A 24,666-nucleotide genomic window follows, 5' to 3' on the forward strand; every position below is an offset into this window, starting at 1 on the left:
AGTCTCTCTGTTCCGTGACTGTCGGGCGGCATCATCCGGATCGGGGCGCGAAACTCAAGGCGGCAAATGGCTCACCGCGTCTCACCATCGATTGAAGGGGCCGGGCGTGCGCACTCAGCCTGCGCCGAGCAGCGCGGAAATCTGATAGGTCGCGAAGGCTGCGAGATAGGCCAGCGCGAACATGTAGACCACGGCGACCCACATCCATTTCGCCGAGCCCGCTTCGCGCCGGATCACCGCCAGCGTGGAGATGCATTGCGGCGCGAAGATATACCATGCGAGCAGCGCCAGCGCGGTGCCGAGGCTCCACTGATCGGTGAGCGTGTGGATCAGGCCGTTCTCGCCGCCCACCGCATAGACCGTGGCCAGCCCTGCGACCGCGACTTCGCGCGCGGCCATGCCCGGCACCAGCGCCACGGCGATCTGCCAGTTGAAGCCCAGAGGCGCGAGGATCGGGGCGACGAACTTGCCGATCATCGCGGCGAAGGAATAGTTGATCGCGGGCTGCGTCGCGCCTTCGGGGGCCATCGGGAAGGTCGACAGGACCCAGATCACCACCATCGCCCAGAAGATCACCGTGCCTGCGCGGCGCAGGAAGACCCGCGCGCGCTGATAAAGCCCCAGCGCGATATTGCGCAGGATCGGCATCTTGTAATCGGGCAGGTCGAGCATCAGCGGCGCCGAGCGCTCTTCGCGGGCAAAGAGGTAGCGCGCGACGAAGGCCACCGCGAGGACCGAGAACACGCCCGCGGCGTAGAGGCCGAACATCACCAGCCCCTGCAGGCTCAGCCCGCCGAGAACTTTCGTGTTCGGGATGAAGGCCGCGATGATCAGCGTATAGACGGGAATGCGCGCCGAGCAGGTCATCAGCGGCGCCACGAGGATCGTCGTCAGCCGGTCGCGTTTGTTGTCGATCACCCGCGCCGCCATGATGCCGGGGATCGCGCAGGCGAAGCTCGACAGAAGCGGGATGAAGGCGCGCCCGTTCAGCCCGGCGCGGCCCATGATCCGGTCCATCAGGAAGGCCGCCCGCGCCATGTAGCCGAAATCTTCCAGAAGCAGGATGAAGAGGAAGGTGAACAGGATCTGCGGCAGGAAGATGATGACCGAGCCGATGCCCGCGATCAGCCCGTCCGAGATGAAGCTTTGCACCAGCCCCTCGGGCAGCACCTGCGCCACCAGCGCGCCGAGTGAGCTGAAGGCCCAGTCGATTGCGTCCATGAACGGCGCGGCCCAGGAAAAGACCGCTTGAAACATCACGAAGAGAACCGCGAGCAGAATGATCGGCCCCGCGATCGGGTTCAGTACCACGCGGTCGATCTTGGCAGAGATCGTATCCGGCTCGGGCGGCTGGATCACATGGGTTTTCACCAGCCGTTCGGCCTCACGCATCGAGACCCGCATGTCATGGGTGCTGGGCACGGCCCAGCTCGAGGGTTGCGGGTCGTCGAGACCGGCTTCCAGCATCGGATCCACTGCGGACCAAAGCTCGTCCAGCCCGCCGCGGCGGACGGCGGTCGCGGGGATCACCGGGATGCCCAGCTCCTCGCTCAGCGCGATATGGTCGATCTGCAACCCGCGATGGCGCGCGATGTCGATCATGTTGAGGATCATCACGATCGGCAGGCCGATCTTCTTCAGCTCCGAGACCAGACGCAGCGCGCCGCGCAGGTTGGTCGCATCGCCCACCGCGAGGATCATGTCGGGGACACGCTCGCCCGGGCGCTGGCCCAGCAGCACGTCGCGCGTCACTTCCTCATCGGGGGAGCGGGCGCGCAGGCTATGCGTGCCGGGCAGGTCGATCAGCGCGAACTTGCGCCCCGCAGGCGTGGTGGCCACGCCGACTTTGCGCTCCACGGTCACGCCGGAATAATTGCCGACCTTCTGCGTCGCGCCGGTCATCGCGTTGAACAGCGCCGTCTTGCCGCAATTGGGCGCACCGACAAGCGCGGCCTCGATCGGCTGGGCGTCGGGGGCGGTCTGAGAGGCTTTGGGCTGGTTTATGGCAGGTGCCGACGTCATTCCGCGAGGATGGCCATCGCCTCGGCACGCCGCAGAGCGACGGTGGTGTCGTTCACGCGCACCGCGATCGGATCGCGCCCGAACGGACCTTCGTGAAGGATGTGGACCGAAGCGCCCTCGATGAAGCCAAGCTCCAGCAGGCGCAGTTCCAACTCGTCCGCGTCATAGCCGTCTTTCCCGGCAAGCGGGCAGACGGAAACCAGAGTGCCCCGGAACCCACGACGGCACTGGCCAAGCGGCAGCGCGCATTTGCAGGTTTCGTTCTCGATAGGGCTGGCCTTCATGAGGGCACCTCCGTGACGGGTCGCGAGTCATTCTTCGCTTCCTATAGACAGGAGATAGTCTGGAAATTGATCTCTGACAAATGAAGTCTGGTATTTTCCCGGCTTCGTGATCGATTATTTTTGTCAGGAATTTAGAAGCGCTCTAAACTGTGCGGTAAGCATCTGGAATCGTTGGGGTGTATGAGAAAGGCGCCGCCCCCGTGGGAGCGACGCCTTCAGGCCGGTTTTCCGCCGGATCGACCCCTCAATGCTCGCGGAAAGCGCGGTTCATCGAATCCACCACCGGTTTCGCGATATATTGGGCGAAGGTCCGCGACGCGGTCTGGATCATCACTTCGACCGGCATCCCGGGCATCGGCGCGAAGCCCGGCACCCGGCGCAACTCCGAGGCGGGCAGGCGGATGCGGGCGATATAGACCTCGCGCGGATGCTCTCCCGAGCGCTCCACGATCGCGTCGGCGGAGATGTAATAGACCTCCCCGATCAGGATCGGCGTCGTGCGCTGGTTGAGCGCCGAAAGCCGCACCGAGGCCTCCTGTCCGACCTTGATCGCGTCGATATCGGTGCGTGCGATCATCGTCTCGATGATCAGCGGCGCTTCCGAGGGCAGGATCTCGGCGATCACCTTGCCCGCTTCGATCACGCCGCCCGCACCCGAATAGTTCAGCCGCACCACGGTGCCGGAAACGGGGCTGTCGATCACGACGCGCTTCAGGATGGAGGTGGCCTTGCGCTCTTGTTCGCGTACGGAATCCAGCTCCGCCTGCACGGTCTCCAGCTCGTCGAGCGCGGCCTGCTTGTGGGTTTCGATCGTCTGCGTGGTCTGCGCCTGATATTTCGCGCGCATCTCCTCGCTCTCGCCGATCTCCGCCTTGAGGCGTCCAATCTGTCCCTCCGCATCGGCCAGAGCGCGTAGCAGGGCGTTCAGTTCGGTCCGCCGGATCAGGCCGCTCTCGTAGAGTTTCGCCTTGCTCTCATGGTCCTGGGCCAGCAGGTCGCGCTGGGCCTCCGTGGCGGTCAGCTGCGCGCGATAGCCTTCCGCGCGGCTTTCCATGGCGGCGATATTGCGGGCCAGAAGGTCCAGCTCGCTCTGCACTTTCGCCCGTGTCACCTCGAAAGCGAGGCGCTGCGAGTCCATCATCGCGGCGATCTCCGCATCGCGCCGGGCCTCCTGAAGCCATTCCGGAAAGACCAGTTCGCGCCAGCCATCATATTCGGCCTGAATCCGGGCCTCCATCGAAGTCAGTCGCGCACGGCGCAGAAACAGTGCGCGTTCATTGGCCAGAGCCGAGGTTTCGTCGAGGCGCAGGAGCGGCTCTCCCGCGGTGACGAAATCGCCCTCGGAGACGTTGATCTCCTTGATGATCCCGCCTTCGAGGTGCTGGATCATCTTGTTGCGGCCCGTGGCCACGAACGAGCCGGGCGCCATCACGGCGGCGGCGAGCGGCGCGCTGAAGGCCCAGATGCCGAAGCCCCCGAAGGCCATCACGAAGATCATCATGCCGACGATAACGAGCGTCTTGATGTTGCGCGGAACGTCGGTCGACCAGTCGCGGGTCTCGCCGGATTGAAGCGGGTTGGTCAGAAGGAGTGTCATGCCGTTGCTCCTTGCATGGGCGCGTTGGCGGCGGCGGTGGCGGTCTGGGCCGCTGCGCGCTGTTGTTGCACCTGTTGAGCCTTGGCCTGCTTGCGCCGCTCCAGTTCCGCGAGCATCTGATCGCGCCAGCCGAACATCGCGATATTGCCGTCGTTGAGCAGCATGATCTTGTCGACCGCGCTGAGCAGCGAGGGTTTCTGCGTGACCACGACCACCGTGATCCCGTTTGCCTTCGCATGGCCGAGCGCGCGCACGAGAGCCGCATCGCCCTGGGTGTCGAGGTTCGAGTTCGGCTCGTCCAGCACCACGAATTTCGGATCGCCGAAGAAGGCGCGGGCCAGACCGATCCGCTGTTTCTGTCCGCCCGAGAGCGGCGAGCCGTCGGAGGCCACGACCGTCTCGTAGCCCTGCGGCAGCGAGGCGATCATCTCATGCACATCGGCGAGCGCGGCGGCGCGGTGGATCGCGGCGTCGCTCGCATCCTCGCGCATCCGGGCGATGTTCTGCTTGATCGTGCCCGGGAAGAGCTGCACGTCCTGCGGCAGATAGCCGATGCATTCCCCGAATTGCCGCGGGTCCCAGTTTCGGATGTCCATCAGATCCAGTCGCACGGCCCCCGAGGTCGGCAGAACCGATCCCACCAGCATCTTGCCGAGCGTCGTCTTGCCCGCGCCCGAATTGCCGATGATCGCAAGCTGATCGCCCGGCGCGAGCGAGAAGGTCAGCGCGTTCAGCACGACATGCTTGGTGCCCTGCGGGACATAGAGGAGACGCTCAATATCGAGCCGCCCCTCGACCTTGGGCAGGCGCAGCTTGTCGTTGCGGGTCTTGGCCGAGGCCAGAAGCTGGCCGACCCGGTCATAGGCGCCGCGTGCCAGCAGGAACGAGTTCCAGCCTTCGATCGCACCTTCGATCGGCGCGAGCGCGCGGCCCGCCACGATCGAGGCGGCGATCACCATGCCGCCGGTGATCTGCCCGTCGAGCGCGAGATAGGCGCCCCAGCCGAGCATCCCGATCTGGGTGAACAGGCGGAACATCCGCGAGGCGGAGGCGGTGAAGACGTTGCGGTCCTGCGCCTCGGTCTGCGCGCGCAGCGAGGCGGCGGTATCGCGGCCCCAGATCGACACGGCTTCGGGGATCATCGCCATCGCGTTGATGATCTGGCTGTTGCGCGACATCGACTCGAGGTGAAGGTTCGCCTTGGTCTGCGCGACATTGGCGCGGCGGAAGCCCTCCGAAGTGATCTTCTGGTTGATCCAGGCGAAGATCATCAGGATCAGCGCGGTCACGACCACGATCGTCCCCAGATGCGGGTGGATCAGGAAGACCGCGAGCACGAAGATCGGTGTGAAGGGCACGTCCAGAAAGGACAGCAGCGTGCCGGACACGAGAAAGCTCCGCAGCGCGTTGAGGTCGCCCAGAACCTGATATTCGCGCCCATTGGAATGCAGCGAGGCTTGCGCCGCCGCCGACAGGACCGGCGCGCCCAGACGGGCTGCCACATCCACGGCCGAGCGCATCAGCACCAGCCGTCGCACCGCATCGAGCAGCGTCTGCACCACGATCGCCCCGATGATCACGATGGTCAGCATCACCAGCGTATCGGTCGAGCGCGAGGTGAAGACCCGGTCGGAAATCTGGAACAGGTAGATCGGCACCGCGAGGATCAGGATATTCGTGGCGCAGGTCATCAGCACGACGAAGGCCATGTTCGTCCGCAGCCGCTTTTTCATGTCATGCAGCGTGCGGGTGAAATCCACCGGGCCGAGACGCTTGTGAAAAGCTGGAGTGGAGGGTGGCGCCGGTGGGGAGCCGGAGGCATTTTGCGCGGGGACACGACCCGCCTCCTTTCGGGCGTCAGCACCACCCTCCGTCCGGGCGGCGACTGTTTCGACAGTCCCCTCCGCGCCGGTCTCGTCGGCTTGCGCTTCCGCCTCGGGCCCGTCGCCCGCAGCGGCTTGTGCCTGCCGTTTCTCTGTCGGATCGATCTCTTGCCGATCCTCGTTCTGAGCCATCGCGTCATGACCATCTTGGCGGTTCGCCTGCCCCCCGGCGGCGTCGTCAGTCCTGTCTTTCATCGAAGTTCCCCTAGTAAATGAAGTTCCGCGCCCCCGTCAGGCCAGAACCGTGTGCAATGCATCGAGCGACCCGCTTCCCCCTTGGGAGCCCGGATGCACTTGGAATTCCTCGTCGTCATAACTCGGCGCGTTCTCGATCATCCCGTCCGCGAGGAAGGCGACCGCCTCCGAGGCGAGCGCCCCTTCGCTGGAACTCGTCGGACCCAGAGGATCACCGCTGCCGTCATCCATCATCCCCGCCTGCCAGATCACCGCGTCGGAATAGACGCCATCGGCGGCCATGATCGTGCTGTCGACGCCCGCGACGGTCAGCGACCCGACATTGCCGAGCGTGTTGCCGCCCGCCTCGATGTCGAACTCGCCCGGCCCGTCGAGCGAAATCAGGTCGGCGTCTTCGAGAATGTTGATCTGGGTGAGGTTGTCCCGGATGATTAGATCGCCCTCGATATAGAGCACCCGCAGCGCCATCTGGCCGCCCAGAAGCTCGTCGCCCAGCAGCCCTTCGACCGCGTCGAAGGCCGCGCCCGGAGGCATCGAATAGCCTTCGCCCGGGTTCGGATCGAGACCGCCGTAGATCTCGGAGAGCTGGTCGAGCACGTTCTGATATTGCTCGTCCATCTCCATATGCTGGTCGATGCCCACCTTGGTCAGATGCGCCTCGTTCCACAGCAGGTTGTCCTCGCTCGACACGTGGCCCGCGCCGCCCTGTCCGACGCCACCCGATCCGCTCATCACCAGATCGTCGTCGAGCAGCACGTTGATCTGCTCGAGCTGCGCGATCTCGTACATGTTGCCGCCGATCATGATCAGATCGAAATGCGTGCCGATTTCCAGCAGGAGCTGCAGATTGACGGTCGAGTTGTCGCCCATCACGATCTCGGAGGAAAAGGAGCCGAATTCGTAGCTCACCAGATCTCCGTCGGAGACCGCGTTCACCTGCGTCGTATGGTTGTCGATGATCAGGTCGCCGCGGATTTCCGTCATCGCGATCATGCTGGCCCCGGGGGGCATCACGAGGTCGAGGAAATTCGCGGGATTGGCCTCTTGGGTATAGACCGCGACGTTGTGGGCCTGCGACGCGAGCGGGTCATAACCCTCCGCGTTCCCGAGGCCTTTCCCGCCAGCACTATTGCCGGTGCCGTGATGGCCCAGGCCGGGTTTCATATCCGCGTCGCGCAGCACGTTGACCTGCGAGATCACCGAGAGCGAGGTCATCGACCCGCCCACCGCGATCACCGGCGCGTCGAGCCAGTCATGCACCGACTGCGATTGGTTCAGCAGAAGGTTATTGCCGGTGCTCAGGCTCTGCACGATTTCCAGCGCCAAGCCAGCCGGATCGACGGGCATATCGGGGCTTTGGACCAGCCCGGCCGCACCGTCTCCGTCGCCGCCGATCCCATCGGTCTCGACCTCGACGACACCTTCGCCAAGCGGTGCGTCGTCCTCTTCGTCCTCAGACGGATCGCGCGCTTCCAGCCGCAGCTTCAGCGTCTCGGGCATCTCGTTCATGAGCTGCCCGTCGAACACCACTTCGCCCGAGAAGGCGGGCGGCAGGGGAGAGGTGGCCTCCGCTTCATCGCCTTCGAGGCTTTCGCTTTGCAATTCGGTCATCGCCGCCGGATCGGCTGCGCCCTCTTCGAGGCCGTCTTCCTCCTCCGCGTCGGTGGGCGCGGCGAAGATCGTCTCGCTGCGGAACATCGCAGCCGTCGCGCCGCCGGGCACAGACTCGGGATCGAGCGCGTCGATCTGCGCGATCAGCGTCTCCGTCTGCGCTTCGATGGTCGTGCCCACGGGCGCGGTGCTCACCGTCAGAGCATCGGCATAATCTGCGAGCGCCATCAGCTTCGATGAGGTCGCCTCCGGGCCATATTCATCCATCAATCCCGCCGGCATCATGAAGGGCTTGTCGTAAAGCACGTCATGATCGGTCAGCATGTTGATCTGCGAGGTGATGTGCAGCACCGACGAGGGCGGGGTCATTCCGAGGAACATCTGAGGCGGTATCGGAACGGGCGGAAACTCATAAGGCGGGATCGCGAACTGGCCGGGCGGCAACCCGGGCGGTGCGATGTCGCGCAGCTGGAAATCGTCGACGAAGGGCAACCAGGGCGCGCCAGACGGCGGGGCCAAGGGCAGTTTCAGCCAAATCGCCGGGCCGAAATCTTCCAGCGCGTAATTCGAACTGATGCTGACATTGACGGAAAGCAACTCCCCCGGCGTAGGCGTGGAAGCCTGCAGCGCGCGGAAAGCGTCGTATTCCTGTCGGGCGACATTGGTCTCGGTCGTCTGATTGAAGGCACCGATGAAATGGGCGATGATTTCGGTCTGCCGATCAAGCATCTTCCTTCCCCCCTTCATGACGCTGAAAACCCGCGCTTGGAAGCGGGTGGTCAGACTGTCGGTTCATCGCATCTGGCGGGCGATTGCCGCCGAGGTCAGGTCCGGGCGTGATGCGATGTGAAACGGCCCGAACGGGATGTGATGCGGCGCGCCTCCGGGAGAGGCGCGCCGCGTGTTTGCTTACGAGGCGTCGTCGTCGCCGATATAGGAGGACGACAGGTTGCCGCCGACCACGGTCGTATCGACTGCGTTGCCAAGGATATTGGCACCCATCACGATCGACTGGTTGAACGCTGTGGTGTCGATTGCACCGCTCGCGTCGGCATAGGACTGGCCGGTGACGATACCATCATCGCCATTGCCCGAACCCCAGTTGCCGAGGCTGCCGCCATTGCCGCCGCCGCCTGCGGTGACGTCGCCACCGCCGTTACCGCCGCCAGCATAGCCGCCGGTCGCCCAGGAGCCGCCGCCCGAGGCTTGCGAACCGGTCGAGGACCAGCCGCTGCCGTCGCCGCCGTTGCCGCCGTCGCCGCCGTAACCTGTGCCGGTGCCGTTGCCGGTGCCGGTGCCAGTCGCCGCTGCGTCAGCCATTGCCTGACCGTAATCGGTCGCGGTCGCATCGCCAGCACCGCCCATTTGCGGGCCGTGGTGATGCTTCATCATCGGCATGCCGCCGCCTTCACCGGATTCTGCGACCGCGCCGCCTTCTTCCGCTCCAGCACCCGCCAGGGCGCCGCCCATGCCGAGACCGACGCCCAGACCGAGGCCTGCGCCACCGTCGCCGCCGTCATCGCCTTCACCCTCGGTGTTCGAGGCTGCGATCGACACGCCGCCGCCCGACAGGGCGATACCGCCACCTGCGAGCGCAGCGCCACCGGACGAGCCGACATCCTCGGCGCCGTTGCCGCCTTCGGAGGCCGCGTCGATCCCGTCATCCGACTCTGCCGAATTGTCCTTGATCGTCGCGTTGATCTGGAAATTCGCGTCGTTGGAAACGCTCGGATTGTTCAGCGTGTCGTTGTCGGTGAGCGTGTTGGCCTGCGTGTTGACCATCATCACGTCATTGCCCATGCCGTTGAGCATGTCGCTGAGGTTGATGTCGTCACCCGGATCGTAGTCGTAGCTGTAGGTCATGTCGCCATCGGCAAAGACCATGTCGCCCACGTCCGAGTTGTCGATATCCGCGAAGTCATTGTCTTCGCCGAAGATGCCCTCATCCGGGAAATCGATCGTGATGGTGTTGGTGTTGGCTGCCTGCGAGCTGGAGTTCGAGTCGGTGTCGACACGGTTGTGGTTGGTGTCGTCGAGACGGTTGGTGTTGTCTACGTCAGCACCTTCAGCATAGGCACCGGCACCAGCCATCGCACCCGCACCGGCAATTGCACCGGCATCAGCGTCCGAATTCGACTCGCTGCTTTGCTGTTGCTGCTGCTGTTGTTCCTGCGTCTCGATCGGATCGGGCGCTTTCGGATGATCGTCACCGTGATCCGATCCGTGATCGCCGCCATGCGAGCCGTGATCCCAATCGCCTTGCTGGTGGCCGTTGCGATACTTTGACATTTTCTTACTCCCAGTTGTTCGGTCCGGGATCCGTCACTCTGTCTAAAACGGATATGGTCGGACCATTGCGATCAGGGCTTTCGCCCCGGTGAATGTCCGCTTCCCCAACCGCTCGGCACCCCTGTCCCGGTCCCCGAATCGAGCGATTCGCAGGTGGGTCACCCTTTCCGGGCGGGATGTGGAAACAGACGAGTCACAGCCCCCAGCTGCGACACGATCATCCTGCGCCCCGTGATCCAGAGGACCTAGCTAGCAAATGGGTCTAGCCAATCGGATCGGCTTCCTAACCGACTGAAAACCATCCGTTTCTCTACGCGCCCTGTGCTGAATCCTGCGGAATCCCGGACTATCTGGGAGATTTTCACGAAGCCGTCACAAATGCCGAGGTCGGGACAAGGTCTAGTGGCGGCAAACGGGAGAGCTACCACTTGTGACGCCTCTCGAGCGGCGCTGAGCGGAAAAACCGTGATTCCGTTTCCGATTCGGGCAGGATTACGCTGCGTAAGGGAATCCTTACCATTGGGTAAACACTTCGGGTAACGCTGATCTCACTGGTCCGTGATATGGTGGATGCGGGCGGTATGACGTGGGGTTAACCGTCCGAACATTTGAGTTCAGGGTAGGACGAGGGGGCCGCCATGAATGCGTTGTATAAGAGTGAACCTGCGGGAGCGCGTGTGATGCCGTCTTGCCGCAAACAAGATGCTGCGATCTGCTTTCTCGGCGCGTCGCATGTTTTTTCCGATACCGTTTTGCGAACCGTGGATGCCGAAGTGACACCGGCAAAATGCCTGCGTCTGGACGATTTCGAGACGCTGCTAGAGGAACTGCGGTCCGACGGTTGGATCGAGGATCACGGCGCGCTGTGTTCGCTGATCGTCGACGAGGACCACGCCGATGGTCTCGTCGCGCTGGCGGGACGCCGTGACCCGCTTCTGTCGCGCGTGAAGCTGATCATCGCGATTGAAGACGAGGCCTATGCGCAGGATCTGATGACGCGCCACGGCGCAGCGATCCTGTCGAACCACATCAGCCTGCTGCCGATGAACGTCAATCTGACGACGTGGCTCTTGATCCTGCGGATGATCGTCTCGGGAGGGCACTATATCCCGCCCGCGCTTCTGGGCTGCCGCCCGGCAGAGCCGCCGATCTCGGCGCTGAACGGATCGGCCGAGGCGGGGGCTGCGCATGCGATCGACGTTTCGGGGCTGACACCGCGCGAAACCGAGGTGCTCGAGATGCTCGCCTCGGGGCAGCCGAACAAGATCATCGCGGGGCAGCTGAATCTCTCCGAACATACGGTGAAGCTGCATATTCACCGGATCATCGGGAAGCTCGGAGTGACTAACCGCACCGAGGCGGCGATCTGGTATCACCGTAGCCGGAGTGCCTAAGGACCCGCCCACGCCGACGGAGATGCGCCCGCCGGATTTCGATCAGTTCCTGATGCAGATCGGGCGCATCAACTACGCGTGGACCAATACGGAGAGCCTGCTGATCCATCTGATCGCCGGGCTCGCCGGGACCGACAAGGGTGTCGCGACGATCATCCATCTGACGCTGAACACGACGCGGGCGCGGCTCGATCTGGTGGATCGGCTGGCCAAGCGCGACGACTGCCCCTGCGCGCCGAAGGCCTGCGAACGGGTGCTGGCCGTGTCAGCGCGGATGAAGAAAGTCTCGGGGCTGCGCAATCATTTCAACCATTGCCTCTACGCCTTCGACGAGGGCGGAGGGCCGGTGCGTGCGATCCAGATGCGGATCGCGGATCGCAAGACGAGTCTGAGGATGGGAGAGGAAAGCGTTCTGGACCGCGCGACGCTTGCCGATCTGGAAGCTGCGCTTGTGGAAATGCAGGCGATCAACGCAGAGATCTGGGCGATCGCCAAGGACTATGGAATGCCGCTCTAAAGCGGGCAGGGGATTACAAAGGCGCCGCGAGCAAGCTCAGTTGCGCATCTGGCGTCCCAGCGCCTCGGCCAGTTCCCACGGGTTCGTCGGCTTCGAGAAGACGGGAATTTCCGGCATGATCGACTGGAAGGCGAGCGGCAGCGGCTCGGCCGTGTTTACCACCAAGGGCACTTCGCGTTTCCACAGCTCGACGATCAGGGCTTCTGCCGATCCGTCGAGCAGGTTCATGTCGAGGATCGCGCCATCGACCGATACCGCATCATCGGACAGGGCGGCACGCGCCCGCGCCAGGGTCGCGAACGGGCCCGCAACCTGACCGCCCGCCTCCTCGACCGAGAAGGCGATGTCATAGGCGATGAATAATTCATCTTCTACAACGAGGACATTGCTGCCCTCGAGGCAAGAAATACTGCTCTGTAACATGGGCTATACTACCCTTTTATCAGGTCCATTGGCACGGTCATGCGAGCTTGGAACCCGTCGGGAACCCATTCGGTTCCATAGGTTCCGCGCAATTGGCCCTGAATTGTGAGGTCGATCAAGCGAGACCCGAAGCCGCTGTTGCTTGGTTGCACCAGTTCCCCGGGGTGGCCGCTTTCCCGCCAGTCGAGTTCGAGCTGGCCCGACGCCTCGCGCCAAGTCAGCTCCAGACGCCCCGCATCATGCGACAGCGCCCCGTATTTCACCGCGTTGGTCGCCAGTTCGTGGATCACCAGCGCGAGGTTGGTCGAGCCCGCATGGTTCAGCGCGATATCGGGACCGTCGAAGATCAGCCGCGGATCGTCGAGATTGGTGTAGGGCGAGAGCACGCCCAGCAACAATTCACGCAGTTCGACCATGCCGCGGAAATTGCGTTCGGGCGTGGCGGTGGGATTGATCAGCTCATGGGCGCGGGCAAGCGCGCCGATCCGTTCGCGTAGCCCCCGCGCCATTTCCTCCGGCGTCTTCGCATGGCGCGCGGTCATGCCGACCAGCCCCGACATCATCGCGAAGGCGTTCTTGACCCGGTGGTTGAGCTCGCGCGTCAGCGTGTCGCGCGCCTGCGCGAGCTGCCGCTCCTCGGTCACGTCGCGCAGATAGGCGAGGATCGCGCCGTTGTCGGGATAAAGCCGCGCCTCCAGAATCCGGCCGTCGCGCCCGTCCTGATCGGCGACCGTTGGCACGCCGGTGCGCCGGGCCTCTTCCAGGGCGTTGGCGAGATTGCTGCCGATCAGATGCGGCGCGGTCTCCCAGAGCGACCGCCCGACCGCCTGTGCCTCCGTCTCGGCGCCCACCGACTCGCGGATGCGGGTGCGCATGACCGAATTGGCGAACCGGATTTTGTCCTCGCTATCGAGTTCGATGATCGCGTCGAAGGTGATCTCGTGGAAATGCGCGAGCCGCCGGTCGACGTCGGCCGCATGTTCACGCGCCGCGTTCAGATCCGAGATGTCGAGCGCGGTGGCCACGGCCACTGGCGGATCGCAATCGACCCGCTGCGCCGAGACGAGCAGATTGCGCTCTGGCCCGTCATGGGGCACGCAGCGCAGCTCCATATGGCTAACCGTTTCGCCATGCCGCGCCGCGCGCACGATGGGAAACTCGCTCAGGCTGAGCTTGCGCCCTTCCGGCGTGTAGGCGTCGAAGGGGAGCTGCTTGCTCACATCGCCGTCCTTCACGCCGAACATCTCGATCGCAGTGGCATTCAGATCGATTAGCCGGCCGGATCCCATTTCGGCCACGCCGACGCCGATCGGCATCTGGTCGAGAACGGCGCGGAACCGGTTTTCCTCACGATGGGCGACGTTGATCTGACGCCGCAGCCGGATTTCCGCCTCGACCCCGGCGGCGATGTCGGACAGCGCCTCGTATTCTTCTTGGGTCCACCGCCGCGCTTCCCGGTCGATCAGGCAGAACGCACCCAGCGGTTGCCCTTCGATCGTGCGCAGCGGCACCCCGAGATAGGCGGTCACGCCCAGATCGCGCACCGCACCATTGTCGCGCAGCACCGAGTCCTCGCGCGCATCGGGCACATTCAGCGGCGCATCCGACTCCACGACATAGCGGCAGAAGGAATGGCTAAGCGGCGTCTCGGAGGGGGCGTCCGGACCATCCAGCCCGGTTTGCGCCACGAAGACCTGCCGGTTCTCATCGACCATGGAGACCAGCGAGACAGGCACTCCGGTCACACGGGTGGCGAGCCGTGTCGCACGCTCGAAGATTTCCGCAGGCGCACTCTCCAGCAGGCCGGTCTCGCGCAACGACCGAAGGCGCGCCGGATCGGCGAGTTTGGACCGTTCTTCACCGGTCAGCGGAGGGGGAATAGAGGTGTTCATGCGCAGGCTCTCATAATTCCACCTATGCCCCGAAGAAACCCATTTCGCCCAGTGTCATTTGACACGGTTGCGATCACGATTTCCGCCAAACACGATTTTCTTCTACGTTTTTCGTGACGCGGTCGCTGTGTCGACGAATCGCAGAGCCAAGAGGTCGCGATCACCTGCATTCCGAAGGCGTCTTATGCTGAATTCGTAGCGCTTCCTAACGGGTGACGTTAGGTAAGGATTCGCGCAGGTTTGAGCAACCGGCAGGAACTGGCCTAGGCGCGCGACGAAGGCCCGTTCAGCAGGCCGTAGCAGGTGTCATCGTGCGCTGATCGAGCAGGAAATCGGTCACCATCGCGCCGATCCACATGCAGAACAGCGCCAGCCATGCGGTGCCTGCCAGAACGGAGGTGCCCGTCACGCCGTTGCCGATGGCGCAGCCGCCAGCGAGCATCGCGCCGAAGCCCATGAAGATCGCCCCGATCATCGAGCGCCGCATCACCGGCATCGAGTCGAAGCCCTGCCAGGCGAATTGACGCGAGAAGAGCGAACTCAGGAAAGCGCCCAGAACCACGCCGGGCACGAGGCCCACGTCGAACTCCAGCACCGAATTGCGGTCGAGGAAGAACATCAGCGTATTGGCCGAGGGGCCCGAGAAGGTGACCGAGTTCACCGGCACCGGGTCGAAGGCGACCTGGCTCAGCATGAAGGTCAGCACCCAGCCCACCGCGACGGCGAAGCCGACACCGGAGGCGAAAATCCACGTCTTTACGCCGATTTCGTTGCGCTTGGCCAGATACATGCCCGCGATGGCGAAGACGATGCCGACAGCCAGCCCGGTCCAGTCGGGAAGGTGCAGCGCGTCGAGGATATTCACGTTCTGCGCGCCGGTGATCCAGAGGCTGGCCAGCCGGTCACGCAGCGGCGCAAGGATGCCCTTGAGGCTCATCGTGGCGGTCACCGCGAAAATCAGCCCCGAGACGACCGAGCGCAGGTTGCCCGTCGCCGCCAGCACGAGAAGCCGCCCCGAACAGCCGCGCGACAGCACCATGCCGACGCCGAAGAGAAGCCCGCCGATGATCGCGCCCGACCACGAACCGGGCACCGACATCATCCGGCTGTCGCCCTGCCGGAACAGATCGAGCAATTGCGCGCTCTGCACCCAGACCAGCGCGGTCGAGAAGGTGAGAAACCACACCGCGACCTTGCCGCCCAGCTTGCCGCGCGCGAATTCCACCGTGGCGGCCCGCAGGCAGAAGTTGGATTTCTGCGCGGCCACGCCGAAGATAAGCCCGGTGATCACCCCGAAAAGCGCCGCCGTGGGGCCTTCGCCGATCCGCTCGATGAGTGCGATGATGTCCATGATCCGATCTCCCGTTCGCGCACGGGTTCTGCCAGAAACCGCAGAAACGCACATTGATCTGAGTCAGGTTGCACCTTTTGCAGGCTTGTCGCGGGTGGCGCGGTCGCGTCTAAGGAGAGGATGATGAAGTTCCGATCCGTCCCTCTCGACGAGGCCCACGAGCTGCCGCGCTGGCGCAGGCCCGAGGCGCTGCTCTACGTCATGGCCACCGCCATGCCGATCTCCTTCGCCACCTGGTCGGCACTCCTGAACAACTTCGTCATCGACGTGGTGAATTTCGACGGCGTCGATATCGGCTGGCTGCAGAGCTTCCGCGAAGTGCCGGGGTTCCTCGCGATCGGGGTGATCGTCGTGCTGTGGGTGATGCGCGAGCAGACGCTGGCCATCCTGTCGCTGCTGCTTCTGGGCGGGGCGACGGCGGTCACCGCGCTGTTTCCCAGCTTCGCCGGTCTGATCATCGTGACGCTGCTGTCTTCGATCGGGTTTCACTATTTCCAGACGGTGAACCAGTCGCTGCAATTGCAGTGGATCGACAAGGCCAAGGCGCCGCAGACCTTGGGCCGGATCGTGGCCATCGGCTCGGGCGCCTCGCTGGCGGCCTATGCGGTGCTGGTGCTGACCTGGAAGACGTTCAACCTCAGCTATGAGTTCGTCTACGCCACCGCCGGGATCGCGACGATGGTGATGATGGCGGCCGCCGCGCTGATCTATCCGCAATTCCACACCCGCGAGCCGCAATCGAAGAAGTTCGTGCTGCGTCGTCGCTACTGGCTCTATTACGCGATCACCTTCATGGCGGGCGCGCGGCGGCAGATTTTCGTGGTCTTCGCCGCCTTCATGATGGTCGAGCGCTTCGGGCTGCGGGTGGATGAGATCACCGCGCTCTTCCTGATCAACTTTGCGGTCAATATGGCCGCCGCGCCAGCAATGGGCCGCTTCGTGCATCGCTTCGGCGAGCGCCGGGCGCTGATCTTCGAATATGTCGGGCTGACGCTGCTGTTCCTCGCCTATGGCGGCATCTACTGGTTCGGCTGGGGCATCTGGCTGGCCTGCGCGCTTTACGTGGTCGATCACCTGCTTTTCGCGCTGGCCTTCGCGCAGAAGACCTATTTCCAGAAGATCTGCGACCCCGAGGATATCGCGCCCACTGCCGCCGTCGCCTTCACGATCAACCATATCGCGGCTGTCTTCCTGCCGGTGACGCTGGGCTATCTGTGGATGGTCTCGCCCGGCGCGGTCTTCGGGCTGGCGGCCTCGATGGCGGTGATCTCGCTGGGGCTCGCGCTGCTGGTGCCGCGTCACCCCTCGAAAGGCTACGAGACGGTGCTGCAAGGCCTCGGTCCGGTTCCGGCGTGACGCCCGCTTGAACTGGAAATTCCGCCGCTCCGCTCCTATCTGAGAGGGGCGCGAAAGGGAGATTTACCATGCTGTTCGGAAAGCCCGCCACCATTCCCACCAAGGCCGAAGCCCTGCCGGGCCGCGCCGAAGCGATGCCTCTGGCAGAGCCGCATTTCCTTTGGGGCCGCGACCTGCGGTCGCCCGTGCCTGAGGGCATGGAAGAGGCGATGTTCGGCATGGGCTGCTTCTGGGGCGTCGAGCGCATGTTCTGGAACACCGACGGCGTCTGGCTGACCATGGTCGGCTATGCGGGCGGCCCCACGCCCAACCCGACCTATCGCGAGGTCTGCACCGGCATGACCGGCCATAACGAGGTCGTCCGCGTGATCTACGACCCCGCCAAGGTCAGCTACGAAGACCTGCTGCGCGTCTTCTGGGAGGGCCACGACCCGACCCAAGGGATGCGTCAGGGCAATGACCGCGGCACGCAGTATCGTTCGGGCATCTACACCTACACGGATGCGCAGAAAGAGGCGGCCGAAGCCTCGCGCGACGCCTATGCCGAGCGCCTGCAGGCGGCGGGCTATGGCACGATCACCACCGAGATCACCGACGCGCCGCCCTTCTACTATGCCGAGGATTATCACCAGCAATATCTGGAGAAGAACCCCGGCGGCTATTGCGGCATCGGCGGCACCGGCGTGACCTGCCCGATCGGGTTGAACGCGTGATCTGATGCGTGTGCGCGCCGCTTGACGGCTCGCGCCAGCGGCCCTAAGCCCGGGCGCAACCATCCCGAGGAGCGCGCCCATGACCACCTTCACCGCCTTTACCACGCTGGCCGATCGCGAGGCCGCCGAGGCGCTGTCCGAACGTCTCGAAGAGCTCGATCCCGGCCCCTATGGCACTGGCGTGTTCGAGATCGAGGACGGGTCGGGCCGCTACGAAGTCTCGGGCTATTTCCTCGAGGCCCCCGACGATGTGGCGCTGGATCTGCTGGCGATCTCGCATGGGGCGCAGCCCTTCGTCGTCTCGGAAATCCCGGAAACCGATTGGGTCGCCCATGTGCGGCGCGAACTGGCCCCGGTGCGCGCGGGCCGCTTCTTCCTCTATGGCAGCCATGACGAGGACAAGATCCCCGCCGATGCGATCGCGCTGCGGATCGATGCGGCGATGGCCTTCGGGACGGGCCATCACGGGACCACCTCGGGCTGCCTGACCGCGCTCGACGATCTGGCGAACGAGGGTCACACCTTCCACAATGTCGCCGATATCGGCTGCGGCACTGCCGTTCTGGCGATGGCGGCGGCGAAGCTCTGGCCCGAGCCGGTGCTGGCCTCCGATATCGACCCGGTCGCGGTGGAGACGGCGGCGGCGAATGTCGCGGTGAATGATCTCGAGGGCCGCGTGATCTGCATCGAGGCCGCGGGCTTCGGCGATCCGCGCCTGAACGAGGCCGCGCCCTTCGATCTGATCTTCGCCAATATCCTCAAAGGCCCGCTCGTCGCGCTCGCCCCCGAAATGGGTCGCAACTGCGCCGAATCAGGCTTCGTGATCCTGAGCGGAATCCTCAATGAGCAGGCCGATGAAGTCGTCGCCGCCTATCAGGCGCAGGACTTTGTTTCCCATTCGCGTAAGGAATTCGGCGAATGGACGACATTGGCCATGCAGCGCGCCTAATCCGCCACAAATCCGCTCTGATTGCTGTAAGGATTGCTTTACCCTGACCTGAGAAATTGCCTTTGGGGGCATCGCAGTTAACGGGGTTTGCCATGCGCGATCCACAAATCGAGTCTTTTGAAAAGCGCCTGCATCGGATCGACCAGATCCATCAAGCAGGCGGTGCATTCGAGGCGTCCGGTGCATTGGGGCGCAGCTATTTTGATTCCATGCGCCCGAAGTCGCGCCGCAGTTTTCCGCTGCGCGGTGTGGCGCTGATCTTTGCCGGTGTTCTGCTGGTGAAGGGCGCGATGCTCGCGCAGGTGGGTCAGGAGAGCTACGAGGCGCGCGTTTCAAGCCTCGCGAACGGCTCGCAATTCGAACGGGTGGGGGCTTGGGTGATGCATGCCGACCCGATCACCCGCAAGATCGCCGGGCTGCTCGCGCCGTATATCGGCTGAACGCCAAAGCCACTACGCCATAAAGAAAGGGCTGCGCCGTTGCCGGGGCAGCCCTTTTCGCATGACCTGTCGGTCGCGTTAGCGCAGGCGCGCCACGTCGAGCCGGGTCAGGCCGATATCGTCCAGCGCGCGGTCGCTGAGCTTCATCAGAGCCTTGCGGGTGACGCGCGCGTCGTTCCAGTCGTGCAGGGCTGCGATCAGCGAGGTAAAGACGCTCGGTCGGGCGCTGCGGCTCATGCGGGTGTTGATATCCATCGAAGCCATGGGGAGGATCCTTCGTTCACAAACTGCTCAAGTTTCGGGCATTCCATCTTCTGAAGCGCAGATAAGACTGGCAGGGCGCGAAAACAATCTCAGTTTTGACAGCCCCGCCATGCAGGAATCGCATGTGATATGAGCCCGGTTTTTGCATCGCCTCTGGCCGATGTTCCCTTTTCGTGCTAGTTCTTGCGAAACAACACGAGAACGAGGCAGGGCAGATGCGGGTGATCGGGATCGATCCGGGGTTGCGCAATCTCGGATGGGGCGTGATCGAGATGGACGGATCGCGGCTCAGGCATGTCGCGAACGGGATTCTCCATTCCGAAGGCAAGGATTTGGCAAAGCGCCTGCTGGTGCTGCACGAAGGGCTGAGCGCGGTCATCGCGACCCACGCCCCCGAGGCGGCGGCGGTGGAGCAGACCTTCGTCAACAAGGACGCGGTGGCGACGCTGAAACTGGGGCAGGCGCGCGGCATTGCGCTTCTGGCCCCGGCGCAGGCCGGACTCGAGGTCGGCGAATACGCCCCCAACGCGATCAAGAAAACCGTCGTCGGCGTCGGCCATGCCGACAAGACGCAGGTGCAGCATATGGTGCGCCATCAACTGCCCGGCGTGCAGTTCGAAGGGGCCGATGCGGCCGATGCGCTCGCCATCGCGATCTGCCACGCCTTCTATCTGCAATCGGCGGCCCGGATGAACGCGGCGCAGCTTTCCCGCGATGCCTTGGGCACAACGCAACGGAGGCGCGCATGATCGGTCGCATTGCAGGCGTCATCATCCACCGCGCGCTCGACCACGTCATGATCGACGTGCGCGGCGTAGGCTATGTCGTCCATGTCAGCCAGCGCACCGCGCAATCGCTGCCGCCCGTGGGCGAGGCCTGCGCGCTCTATACCGATCTGTTGGTGCGCGAGGATCTGCTGCAGCTGTTCGGCTTCCCGACGCTGTTGGAGAAGGAATGGCACCGGCTGCTGACCTCGGTGCAGGGGATCGGCGCGAAAGCCTCGCTCGCGATCCTCGGCACGCTCGGCGCGGACGGTTTGGGCCGCGCAATCGCGCTGGGCGACTGGTCGGCGGTGAAATCCGCGCCCGGCGTTGGCCCGAAACTTGCGCAGCGCGTGGTGCTGGAACTGAAGGAGAAAGCTCCGACCGTCATGGCGATGGGGGCGGAGTTCACCGTTGATGCCACCCCCGAGGTGATTGAGGATACGCCCGCCAAGAAGCCCGCGAAGAAATCCGCGCCAGCTGCCGCGCCGAAGGTCAACTTCACCGCCGAGGCGATTTCCGCGCTGACCAATCTCGGTTATGCGCCGTCCGACGCGGCCGGTGCCGTCGCGCAGGCCAATGACGACCCGGAGGTCACCGACACGGCGAAGCTGATCCGCGCCGCCCTGCGACTTCTTGCCCCGAAGGATTGACCTCTTCCTCTTGGGATAAATATCCCGGGGTGCGGGGCAGAGCCCCGCTTGCTCCCCTCCGCCAAAGGCGCGACAGTAAATGACGATGAGCGAACCTGATCCCACCCTGCGGCCCGACCGCCTGCCCGAAGACGCCGACCGCGCTCTGCGCCCGCAGGCGCTGGAAGAATTCACCGGTCAGGCCGAGGCCCGCGCCAATCTGCGCGTCTTCATCGAAAGTGCCAAGATGCGCAGCCAGGCGATGGATCACACGCTGTTCCACGGCCCGCCCGGTCTGGGCAAGACGACGCTGGCTCAGATCATGGCGCGCGAGCTCGGCGTGAACTTCAAGATGACCTCGGGGCCGGTGCTGGCCAAGGCGGGCGATCTCGCCGCGATCCTGACCAATCTCGAGGCGCGCGACGTGCTGTTCATCGACGAAATTCACCGGATGAACCCGGCGGTGGAGGAAGTGCTCTACCCCGCGATGGAGGATTTCGAACTCGATCTGGTGATCGGCGAGGGGCCTGCCGCGCGCACCGTGCGGATCGAGCTGCAGCCCTTCACGTTGGTCGGCGCGACCACGCGGCTCGGACTGCTGACGACGCCGCTGCGCGACCGGTTCGGCATCCCGACGCGGCTGCAGTTCTACACCGAAGACGAGCTGGACCTGATCGTGACGCGTGGGTCGCGGCTCTTGGGTATTCCGTCCGACCCCGAGGGCACCCGCGAGATCGCCAAGCGCGCCCGCGGCACCCCGCGCATCGCGGGCCGTCTGCTGCGCAGGGTCGTCGATTTCGCGCTGGTCGAAGGCGACGGGCGGCTGACCCGCGAGATCGCGGACCGCGCGCTGACGCGGCTCGGTGTCGACAATCTCGGTCTCGACGGCGCGGACCGGCGCTACATGATGCTGATGGCCGATCATTACGGCGGCGGCCCCGTGGGGGTGGAGACGCTCTCGGCCGCGCTTTCGGAAAGCCGCGACGCAATCGAGGAAGTCATCGAACCCTACCTGCTGCAACAGGGCCTGATCAGCCGCACCCCGCGCGGGCGGATGCTGGGCGCGCGGGCGTGGCGGCATCTGGGGCTGGAAGCGCCGAAACCCGCCACCCCGCAGACGGACCTCTTTGGCGATGGCTGACCCCTTGGCACGTTTCGAGATCACCGAGGCGGAGATCGACCGCGTCGTCGCGCGCTTCTACGAGCGTGTGCGCGAGCACGCGATGCTCGGTCCGGTCTTTGCGGTGCATGTCACCGACTGGCCCACCCACGAGGACAAGGTCGCGCGGTTCTGGAAGAACGCGATCCTGCGCAAACCGGGCTATGACGGCTCGCCCATGCAGGTCCACCGCGCGGCAGGCAATGTGCGCCCGGGCATGTTTTCGACTTGGCTTGCGGAGTTCGACAAGGTGCTGAGCGCGGAGCTCACGCCCGAACAGGCGGCGGGCTGGTCGGCGCTGGCGCATCGGATCGGCATGAGCCTGCGGCAAGGCGTGGTCGAACGCGAAACCTTTGCGGGCGGTATTCCGAAGCTGAAATAGGCGAGGGGGCTCTGCCCCCGCCATGACGGCCCTTCGCTTGCGCTTCGGGCGTTCGGCGGGGCGTCCTTCCACTGGAAGGCCGCTAGACCCGCCTCACCCCCCGAGATATTTCTGCCAAGAGGAAGAGGCTCAGTCCTCTTTCTTGCCGAAGACCCCGGTAAGCGATCGCCCGATCAGGTTGGTCACGCGGGGCTTTTGCAACTTGCGGAAGGGCATCGGGCGGCAGACCTCCAGCGCGGCGATGCCGACGCGGGCGGTGAGCGCGCCGTTGATGACGCCTTCGCCGAACCGGCGCGAGAGTTTCGAGACCAGATGGCCGCCGGTGACGGTCTCGATCAGATCGTCGCCCGCCGCCACAGCACCGGTCGCGACGAGATGGGTCATCACCGTGCGCGCCAGCCGGATCGAGCCAAGCGTGCCCGAGCGCCCGCCATAGATTTCCGCGATGCGCCGGATCATCCGCAGGTTCGCGGTGAGCGCGGTGAAGACATCGGCCAGCGCCAGCGGCACGACCGCGGTCACCGTGGCGACGGTACGCGCGGCGGCCTCGATCTCCAGCCGCGCGGCCGCGTCGAGCGGGGCCATCAGCTCGGTCTCCGCTAGCCCCATCAGCGTGTCGGTGTCGAGCACCTCGCCCGTTTGCTCGGCCAGCCGCTTGCGCGCCCAATCCATCTCGGGCCGCGCCGAATAGAGGCCCGAGACATGGGCCGTCACCTTGCGCGCGCGGCTTAGGTCGTCGGCGCTCAGCGCCTCGGAGACTTCCTTGTGGACCTTGTCGAGGCGGGCCAGCCTTGAAAACGCGGCGATCTCGCGCCCGGTGATCAGCAGCGCGCCAAGCGCGAAGGCAGCGACCAGCCCGGTGCCGATCCAGCCGAGGATCGGATGGGTGGCGAACAGCCCGTCGATGAAACGCCAGAGCGCGACGGAGATCAGGAAGCCCACCAGCGCCACGCTCGCGCGCCAGAAGAACCGCACGATGGGCGAGGTGCGCCGCGCCCCCAGCCGGGTTGCGATCTGCATGGCGCGGCCTTCGAGCCGCTCCTCGGTCGCATGCGGCATATCCTCGATCGGCGCGGCCTCGGCGGGTGAGGGCGCGTCCTCGATCTCGATCATCACCGGTTTTTTCATAGCTTGTCCCCGATCAGGAAATCGGCCGCGCGGTCGAGCCGGATATGCGGCGGGCCTTCGCCGGGTCGCAAGATCACCGGGGCCGGGGCGAAGTTCATGATCGAATAGTCCTCGTCGAGCCACGCGGAGGCCCCTTGCGCCGCGGGCGAGAGAAGCTGCGCCGGGTCGGCGGGCAGTTCGCCGGGATAGAGCGCGACCGACTTGCCACTCTCCAGCCGCCCGCGCACGGCCTGCAATTCCGCCCCGTCATGCGAGAGGGTTTCTTCCGTGGTGCTGCGCAGCGCCGCGATCGACAGGGCCAGCGTCTTCGCGCCCGCGAAATCGGCGCGGTCCTTGGCTTCGCGCAGCAGCGCGCCGGTGATCGCGGTGAGGCGGGCGTGTTGGGTGTGGTGCAGGTGATCGGCCTTGGTGGCGGCGAAGAGGATTTTCTCGACCCGCTTGCCCCCGATCAGCGAGGTCAGCCAGCTTGCGCGCCCCGGGCGGAAGGCCATCAGAATATCCGCCATCGCCTGCCGCAGATCGTCGAGCGCAGCGGGCCCCGAATGGATCGCGCCCAGCACGTCGACCAGCACCACCTGCCGGTCGATCTTGGCGAAATGGTCGCGGAAGAAGGGGCGTACGACCTCGCGCTTATAGGCATCGTAGCGGCGCTCCATCTCGCGCCGGAGCGAGCCGCGAGGGGCGTCACCCTCGGGCAGCGGCGCGAAGGTCAGCGCGGGCGATCCAGCCATCTCGCCGGGCAACAGGAAGCGCCCCGGCGTGCAGTCGGAGAACCCTGCATCGCGCGCCGCGACCAGATAGCGGGTGAAGCCCGCCGCCAGTGCCTTGGCCTGCGGCTCGGTGAATTCGGTCGTGCCATCCGCCGCCTCGGATTGCGCCAGATACTCCGCGCCTTGCGGACGGTTCGGCAGAGGCGCCAGCGCCTCCGCAGACCACTCGGCATAGCTTTTGTCCATCAGCCCGAGATCGAGCAGCCATTCGCCGGGATAATCCACGATGTCGAGATGCACGACGCGCGGCCCGCGCACCGCGCCCAGCATCCCGCGCGGCTGGATGCGGAAGGACAGCCGCAGCTCCGAGACCGCGCGCGTGCCGTCCGGCCAATGTGGCGACGGGCCGGTCAGGGCGGCAAGGTGGCTCTCATAGTCGAAGCGCGGGACGGTGTCGTCGGGCTGCGGCTGCAGATAGGCGGCGGTGATATCCGAGGCGGCCCCCAGCGCAGGCATCCGCCCGCGATCCAGCAGGTTCGCGACCAGCGAGGTGATGAAGACGGTCTTGCCCGCGCGCGACAGACCCGTCACGCCGAGCCGGATCACCGGCTCGAACAGCGCCTCCGAGACCGAATGGCCCATGCCCTCGATCCCGCGCGTGATCCCGTCCGCAATGTCGGAAATGCCCAAAGCCCGGCCCCTCGTTCTTGTTCA

Annotated in this window: 22 protein-coding genes; 10 read left to right on the forward strand and 12 right to left on the reverse strand. The window is 64.9% G+C overall.

The features are described 5' to 3' along the window. Nucleotides 1–114 precede the first annotated feature (114 nt). The 6 genes from AXZ77_RS01745 to AXZ77_RS19790 form a co-directional block, all read right to left on the reverse strand. Complete coding sequence (locus tag AXZ77_RS01745) at nucleotides 115–2,022, reverse strand: ferrous iron transporter B (RefSeq protein WP_098409789.1); 1,908 nt, start codon at nucleotides 2,020–2,022, stop codon at nucleotides 115–117. Then, nucleotides 2,019–2,306: a FeoA family protein gene (locus AXZ77_RS01750; RefSeq protein WP_075775765.1), complete on the reverse strand. Its 288-nt coding sequence runs from the start codon at nucleotides 2,304–2,306 to the stop codon at nucleotides 2,019–2,021. Before AXZ77_RS01750 ends, AXZ77_RS01745 begins: the two co-directional genes overlap by 4 nt. 244 nt (nucleotides 2,307–2,550) lie before the next feature. Beyond that, the gene (locus tag AXZ77_RS01755; RefSeq protein WP_098409790.1) at nucleotides 2,551–3,903 is read right to left on the reverse strand and encodes an HlyD family type I secretion periplasmic adaptor subunit; all 1,353 of its coding nucleotides are present in this window, start codon (nucleotides 3,901–3,903) and stop codon (nucleotides 2,551–2,553) included. After that, nucleotides 3,900–5,981 (reverse strand): type I secretion system permease/ATPase, encoded by a 2,082-nt coding sequence (locus tag AXZ77_RS01760; RefSeq protein ID WP_098409791.1) that lies wholly within the window; start codon nucleotides 5,979–5,981, stop codon nucleotides 3,900–3,902. Before AXZ77_RS01760 ends, AXZ77_RS01755 begins: the two co-directional genes overlap by 4 nt. 36 nt (nucleotides 5,982–6,017) lie before the next feature. Further along, the gene (locus AXZ77_RS01765; protein WP_098409792.1) at nucleotides 6,018–8,321 is read right to left on the reverse strand and encodes a hypothetical protein; all 2,304 of its coding nucleotides are present in this window, start codon (nucleotides 8,319–8,321) and stop codon (nucleotides 6,018–6,020) included. Nucleotides 8,322–8,501: 180 nt separating this feature from the next. Beyond that, on the reverse strand, nucleotides 8,502–9,881 hold the full coding sequence (locus AXZ77_RS19790; RefSeq protein ID WP_098409793.1) for a hypothetical protein: 1,380 nt from the start codon (nucleotides 9,879–9,881) through the stop codon (nucleotides 8,502–8,504). Between the two features lie 773 nt (nucleotides 9,882–10,654). Here AXZ77_RS19790 and AXZ77_RS19700 point away from each other — a divergent pair. Then, nucleotides 10,655–11,275, forward strand: coding sequence for a response regulator transcription factor (locus tag AXZ77_RS19700; protein WP_255266386.1), 621 nt, complete (start codon nucleotides 10,655–10,657; stop codon nucleotides 11,273–11,275). Beyond that, complete coding sequence (locus AXZ77_RS01780; protein WP_255266387.1) at nucleotides 11,268–11,792, forward strand: hypothetical protein; 525 nt, start codon at nucleotides 11,268–11,270, stop codon at nucleotides 11,790–11,792. Before AXZ77_RS19700 ends, AXZ77_RS01780 begins: the two co-directional genes overlap by 8 nt. Nucleotides 11,793–11,828: 36 nt before the next feature. On the opposite strand, the gene AXZ77_RS01785 is transcribed toward AXZ77_RS01780, so the two are convergent. The 3 genes from AXZ77_RS01785 to AXZ77_RS01795 form a co-directional block, all read right to left on the reverse strand. After that, nucleotides 11,829–12,215 carry a response regulator gene (locus AXZ77_RS01785; RefSeq protein WP_098409795.1) on the reverse strand — a complete coding sequence of 129 codons (387 nt, stop codon included), beginning with the start codon at nucleotides 12,213–12,215 and terminating at the stop codon, nucleotides 11,829–11,831. A gap of 8 nt (nucleotides 12,216–12,223) precedes the next feature. Next, nucleotides 12,224–14,107, reverse strand: a complete 1,884-nt coding sequence (locus AXZ77_RS01790; protein ID WP_098409796.1) for a GAF domain-containing protein — start codon at nucleotides 14,105–14,107, stop codon at nucleotides 12,224–12,226. A 286-nt stretch (nucleotides 14,108–14,393) separates the two neighbouring features. Beyond that, nucleotides 14,394–15,458, reverse strand: a complete 1,065-nt coding sequence (locus AXZ77_RS01795) for a YeeE/YedE family protein (RefSeq protein WP_098409797.1) — start codon at nucleotides 15,456–15,458, stop codon at nucleotides 14,394–14,396. Nucleotides 15,459–15,581: 123 nt separating this feature from the next. Here AXZ77_RS01795 and AXZ77_RS01800 point away from each other — a divergent pair, with 123 nt between their 5' ends. The 4 genes from AXZ77_RS01800 (at nucleotide 15,582) to AXZ77_RS01815 (ending at nucleotide 18,916) form a co-directional block, all read left to right on the forward strand. Next, nucleotides 15,582–16,814, forward strand: a complete 1,233-nt coding sequence (locus AXZ77_RS01800; protein ID WP_078571586.1) for an MFS transporter — start codon at nucleotides 15,582–15,584, stop codon at nucleotides 16,812–16,814. 68 nt (nucleotides 16,815–16,882) lie between these two features. Next, nucleotides 16,883–17,527, forward strand: a complete 645-nt coding sequence (gene msrA / locus AXZ77_RS01805; RefSeq protein WP_098409798.1) for a peptide-methionine (S)-S-oxide reductase MsrA — start codon at nucleotides 16,883–16,885, stop codon at nucleotides 17,525–17,527. 79 nt (nucleotides 17,528–17,606) lie between these two features. Then, a complete protein-coding gene (locus AXZ77_RS01810) occupies nucleotides 17,607–18,476 on the forward strand; it encodes a 50S ribosomal protein L11 methyltransferase (RefSeq protein ID WP_098409799.1) in 870 nt (289 codons plus the stop codon). A gap of 62 nt (nucleotides 18,477–18,538) precedes the next feature. Next, nucleotides 18,539–18,916, forward strand: coding sequence for a hypothetical protein (locus AXZ77_RS01815; RefSeq protein WP_141536203.1), 378 nt, complete (start codon nucleotides 18,539–18,541; stop codon nucleotides 18,914–18,916). A 78-nt stretch (nucleotides 18,917–18,994) separates the two neighbouring features. Here AXZ77_RS01815 and AXZ77_RS01820 read toward each other — a convergent pair whose 3' ends face one another. Then, nucleotides 18,995–19,180, reverse strand: coding sequence for a DUF1127 domain-containing protein (locus tag AXZ77_RS01820; protein WP_078522067.1), 186 nt, complete (start codon nucleotides 19,178–19,180; stop codon nucleotides 18,995–18,997). Nucleotides 19,181–19,395: 215 nt separating this feature from the next. On the opposite strand from AXZ77_RS01820, the gene ruvC reads away from it, so the two are divergent. From ruvC to AXZ77_RS01840, 4 genes are all read left to right on the forward strand, one after another. Beyond that, nucleotides 19,396–19,929, forward strand: coding sequence for a crossover junction endodeoxyribonuclease RuvC (gene ruvC, locus AXZ77_RS01825; protein ID WP_098409801.1), 534 nt, complete (start codon nucleotides 19,396–19,398; stop codon nucleotides 19,927–19,929). After that, entirely contained in the window at nucleotides 19,926–20,594 is a 669-nt protein-coding gene (gene ruvA, locus AXZ77_RS01830; RefSeq protein ID WP_098409802.1) for a Holliday junction branch migration protein RuvA, read from the forward strand. The genes ruvC and ruvA overlap by 4 nt, the downstream gene beginning before the upstream one ends. A gap of 85 nt (nucleotides 20,595–20,679) precedes the next feature. Beyond that, nucleotides 20,680–21,714 (forward strand): Holliday junction branch migration DNA helicase RuvB, encoded by a 1,035-nt coding sequence (gene ruvB / locus AXZ77_RS01835; protein ID WP_088720487.1) that lies wholly within the window; start codon nucleotides 20,680–20,682, stop codon nucleotides 21,712–21,714. Beyond that, nucleotides 21,707–22,114, forward strand: a complete 408-nt coding sequence (locus AXZ77_RS01840) for a group III truncated hemoglobin (protein WP_098409803.1) — start codon at nucleotides 21,707–21,709, stop codon at nucleotides 22,112–22,114. Before ruvB ends, AXZ77_RS01840 begins: the two co-directional genes overlap by 8 nt. A gap of 129 nt (nucleotides 22,115–22,243) precedes the next feature. Here the strand turns inward: AXZ77_RS01840 and AXZ77_RS01845 are convergent, their stop codons facing one another. Both AXZ77_RS01845 and AXZ77_RS19660 read right to left on the reverse strand, forming a co-directional pair. Continuing rightward, nucleotides 22,244–23,242, reverse strand: a complete 999-nt coding sequence (locus tag AXZ77_RS01845; RefSeq protein WP_218000460.1) for a YcjF family protein — start codon at nucleotides 23,240–23,242, stop codon at nucleotides 22,244–22,246. Further along, the gene (locus AXZ77_RS19660) at nucleotides 23,239–24,642 is read right to left on the reverse strand and encodes a YcjX family protein (protein WP_098409805.1); all 1,404 of its coding nucleotides are present in this window, start codon (nucleotides 24,640–24,642) and stop codon (nucleotides 23,239–23,241) included. The genes AXZ77_RS01845 and AXZ77_RS19660 overlap by 4 nt, the downstream gene beginning before the upstream one ends. Between the last annotated feature and the right edge of the window lie 24 nt (nucleotides 24,643–24,666).

This window comes from Thioclava sp. ES.031, assembly GCF_002563775.1.
Lineage (GTDB): Bacteria > Pseudomonadota > Alphaproteobacteria > Rhodobacterales > Rhodobacteraceae > Thioclava.

What these genes read in the sequence shown, in the direction of transcription:
- AXZ77_RS01790 (WP_098409796.1), bottom strand. Translation starts at nt 14,107, where the DNA reads ATGAACACCTCTATTCCCCCTCCGCTGACCGGTGAAGAACGGTCCAAA.
- AXZ77_RS01845 (WP_218000460.1), bottom strand. Translation starts at nt 23,242, where the DNA reads ATGAAAAAACCGGTGATGATCGAGATCGAGGACGCGCCCTCACCCGCC.
- AXZ77_RS01765 (WP_098409792.1), bottom strand. Translation starts at nt 8,321, where the DNA reads ATGCTTGATCGGCAGACCGAAATCATCGCCCATTTCATCGGTGCCTTC.
- AXZ77_RS01745 (WP_098409789.1), bottom strand. Translation starts at nt 2,022, where the DNA reads ATGACGTCGGCACCTGCCATAAACCAGCCCAAAGCCTCTCAGACCGCC.
- msrA (WP_098409798.1), top strand. Translation starts at nt 16,883, where the DNA reads ATGCTGTTCGGAAAGCCCGCCACCATTCCCACCAAGGCCGAAGCCCTG.
- AXZ77_RS01750 (WP_075775765.1), bottom strand. Translation starts at nt 2,306, where the DNA reads ATGAAGGCCAGCCCTATCGAGAACGAAACCTGCAAATGCGCGCTGCCG.
- AXZ77_RS01810 (WP_098409799.1), top strand. Translation starts at nt 17,607, where the DNA reads ATGACCACCTTCACCGCCTTTACCACGCTGGCCGATCGCGAGGCCGCC.
- AXZ77_RS01760 (WP_098409791.1), bottom strand. Translation starts at nt 5,981, where the DNA reads ATGAAAGACAGGACTGACGACGCCGCCGGGGGGCAGGCGAACCGCCAA.
- AXZ77_RS01755 (WP_098409790.1), bottom strand. Translation starts at nt 3,903, where the DNA reads ATGACACTCCTTCTGACCAACCCGCTTCAATCCGGCGAGACCCGCGAC.
- ruvB (WP_088720487.1), top strand. Translation starts at nt 20,680, where the DNA reads ATGAGCGAACCTGATCCCACCCTGCGGCCCGACCGCCTGCCCGAAGAC.
- AXZ77_RS19790 (WP_098409793.1), bottom strand. Translation starts at nt 9,881, where the DNA reads ATGTCAAAGTATCGCAACGGCCACCAGCAAGGCGATTGGGATCACGGC.
- AXZ77_RS01800 (WP_078571586.1), top strand. Translation starts at nt 15,582, where the DNA reads ATGAAGTTCCGATCCGTCCCTCTCGACGAGGCCCACGAGCTGCCGCGC.
- AXZ77_RS01795 (WP_098409797.1), bottom strand. Translation starts at nt 15,458, where the DNA reads ATGGACATCATCGCACTCATCGAGCGGATCGGCGAAGGCCCCACGGCG.
- ruvA (WP_098409802.1), top strand. Translation starts at nt 19,926, where the DNA reads ATGATCGGTCGCATTGCAGGCGTCATCATCCACCGCGCGCTCGACCAC.
- AXZ77_RS01785 (WP_098409795.1), bottom strand. Translation starts at nt 12,215, where the DNA reads ATGTTACAGAGCAGTATTTCTTGCCTCGAGGGCAGCAATGTCCTCGTT.
- AXZ77_RS01820 (WP_078522067.1), bottom strand. Translation starts at nt 19,180, where the DNA reads ATGGCTTCGATGGATATCAACACCCGCATGAGCCGCAGCGCCCGACCG.
- ruvC (WP_098409801.1), top strand. Translation starts at nt 19,396, where the DNA reads ATGCGGGTGATCGGGATCGATCCGGGGTTGCGCAATCTCGGATGGGGC.
- AXZ77_RS01840 (WP_098409803.1), top strand. Translation starts at nt 21,707, where the DNA reads ATGGCTGACCCCTTGGCACGTTTCGAGATCACCGAGGCGGAGATCGAC.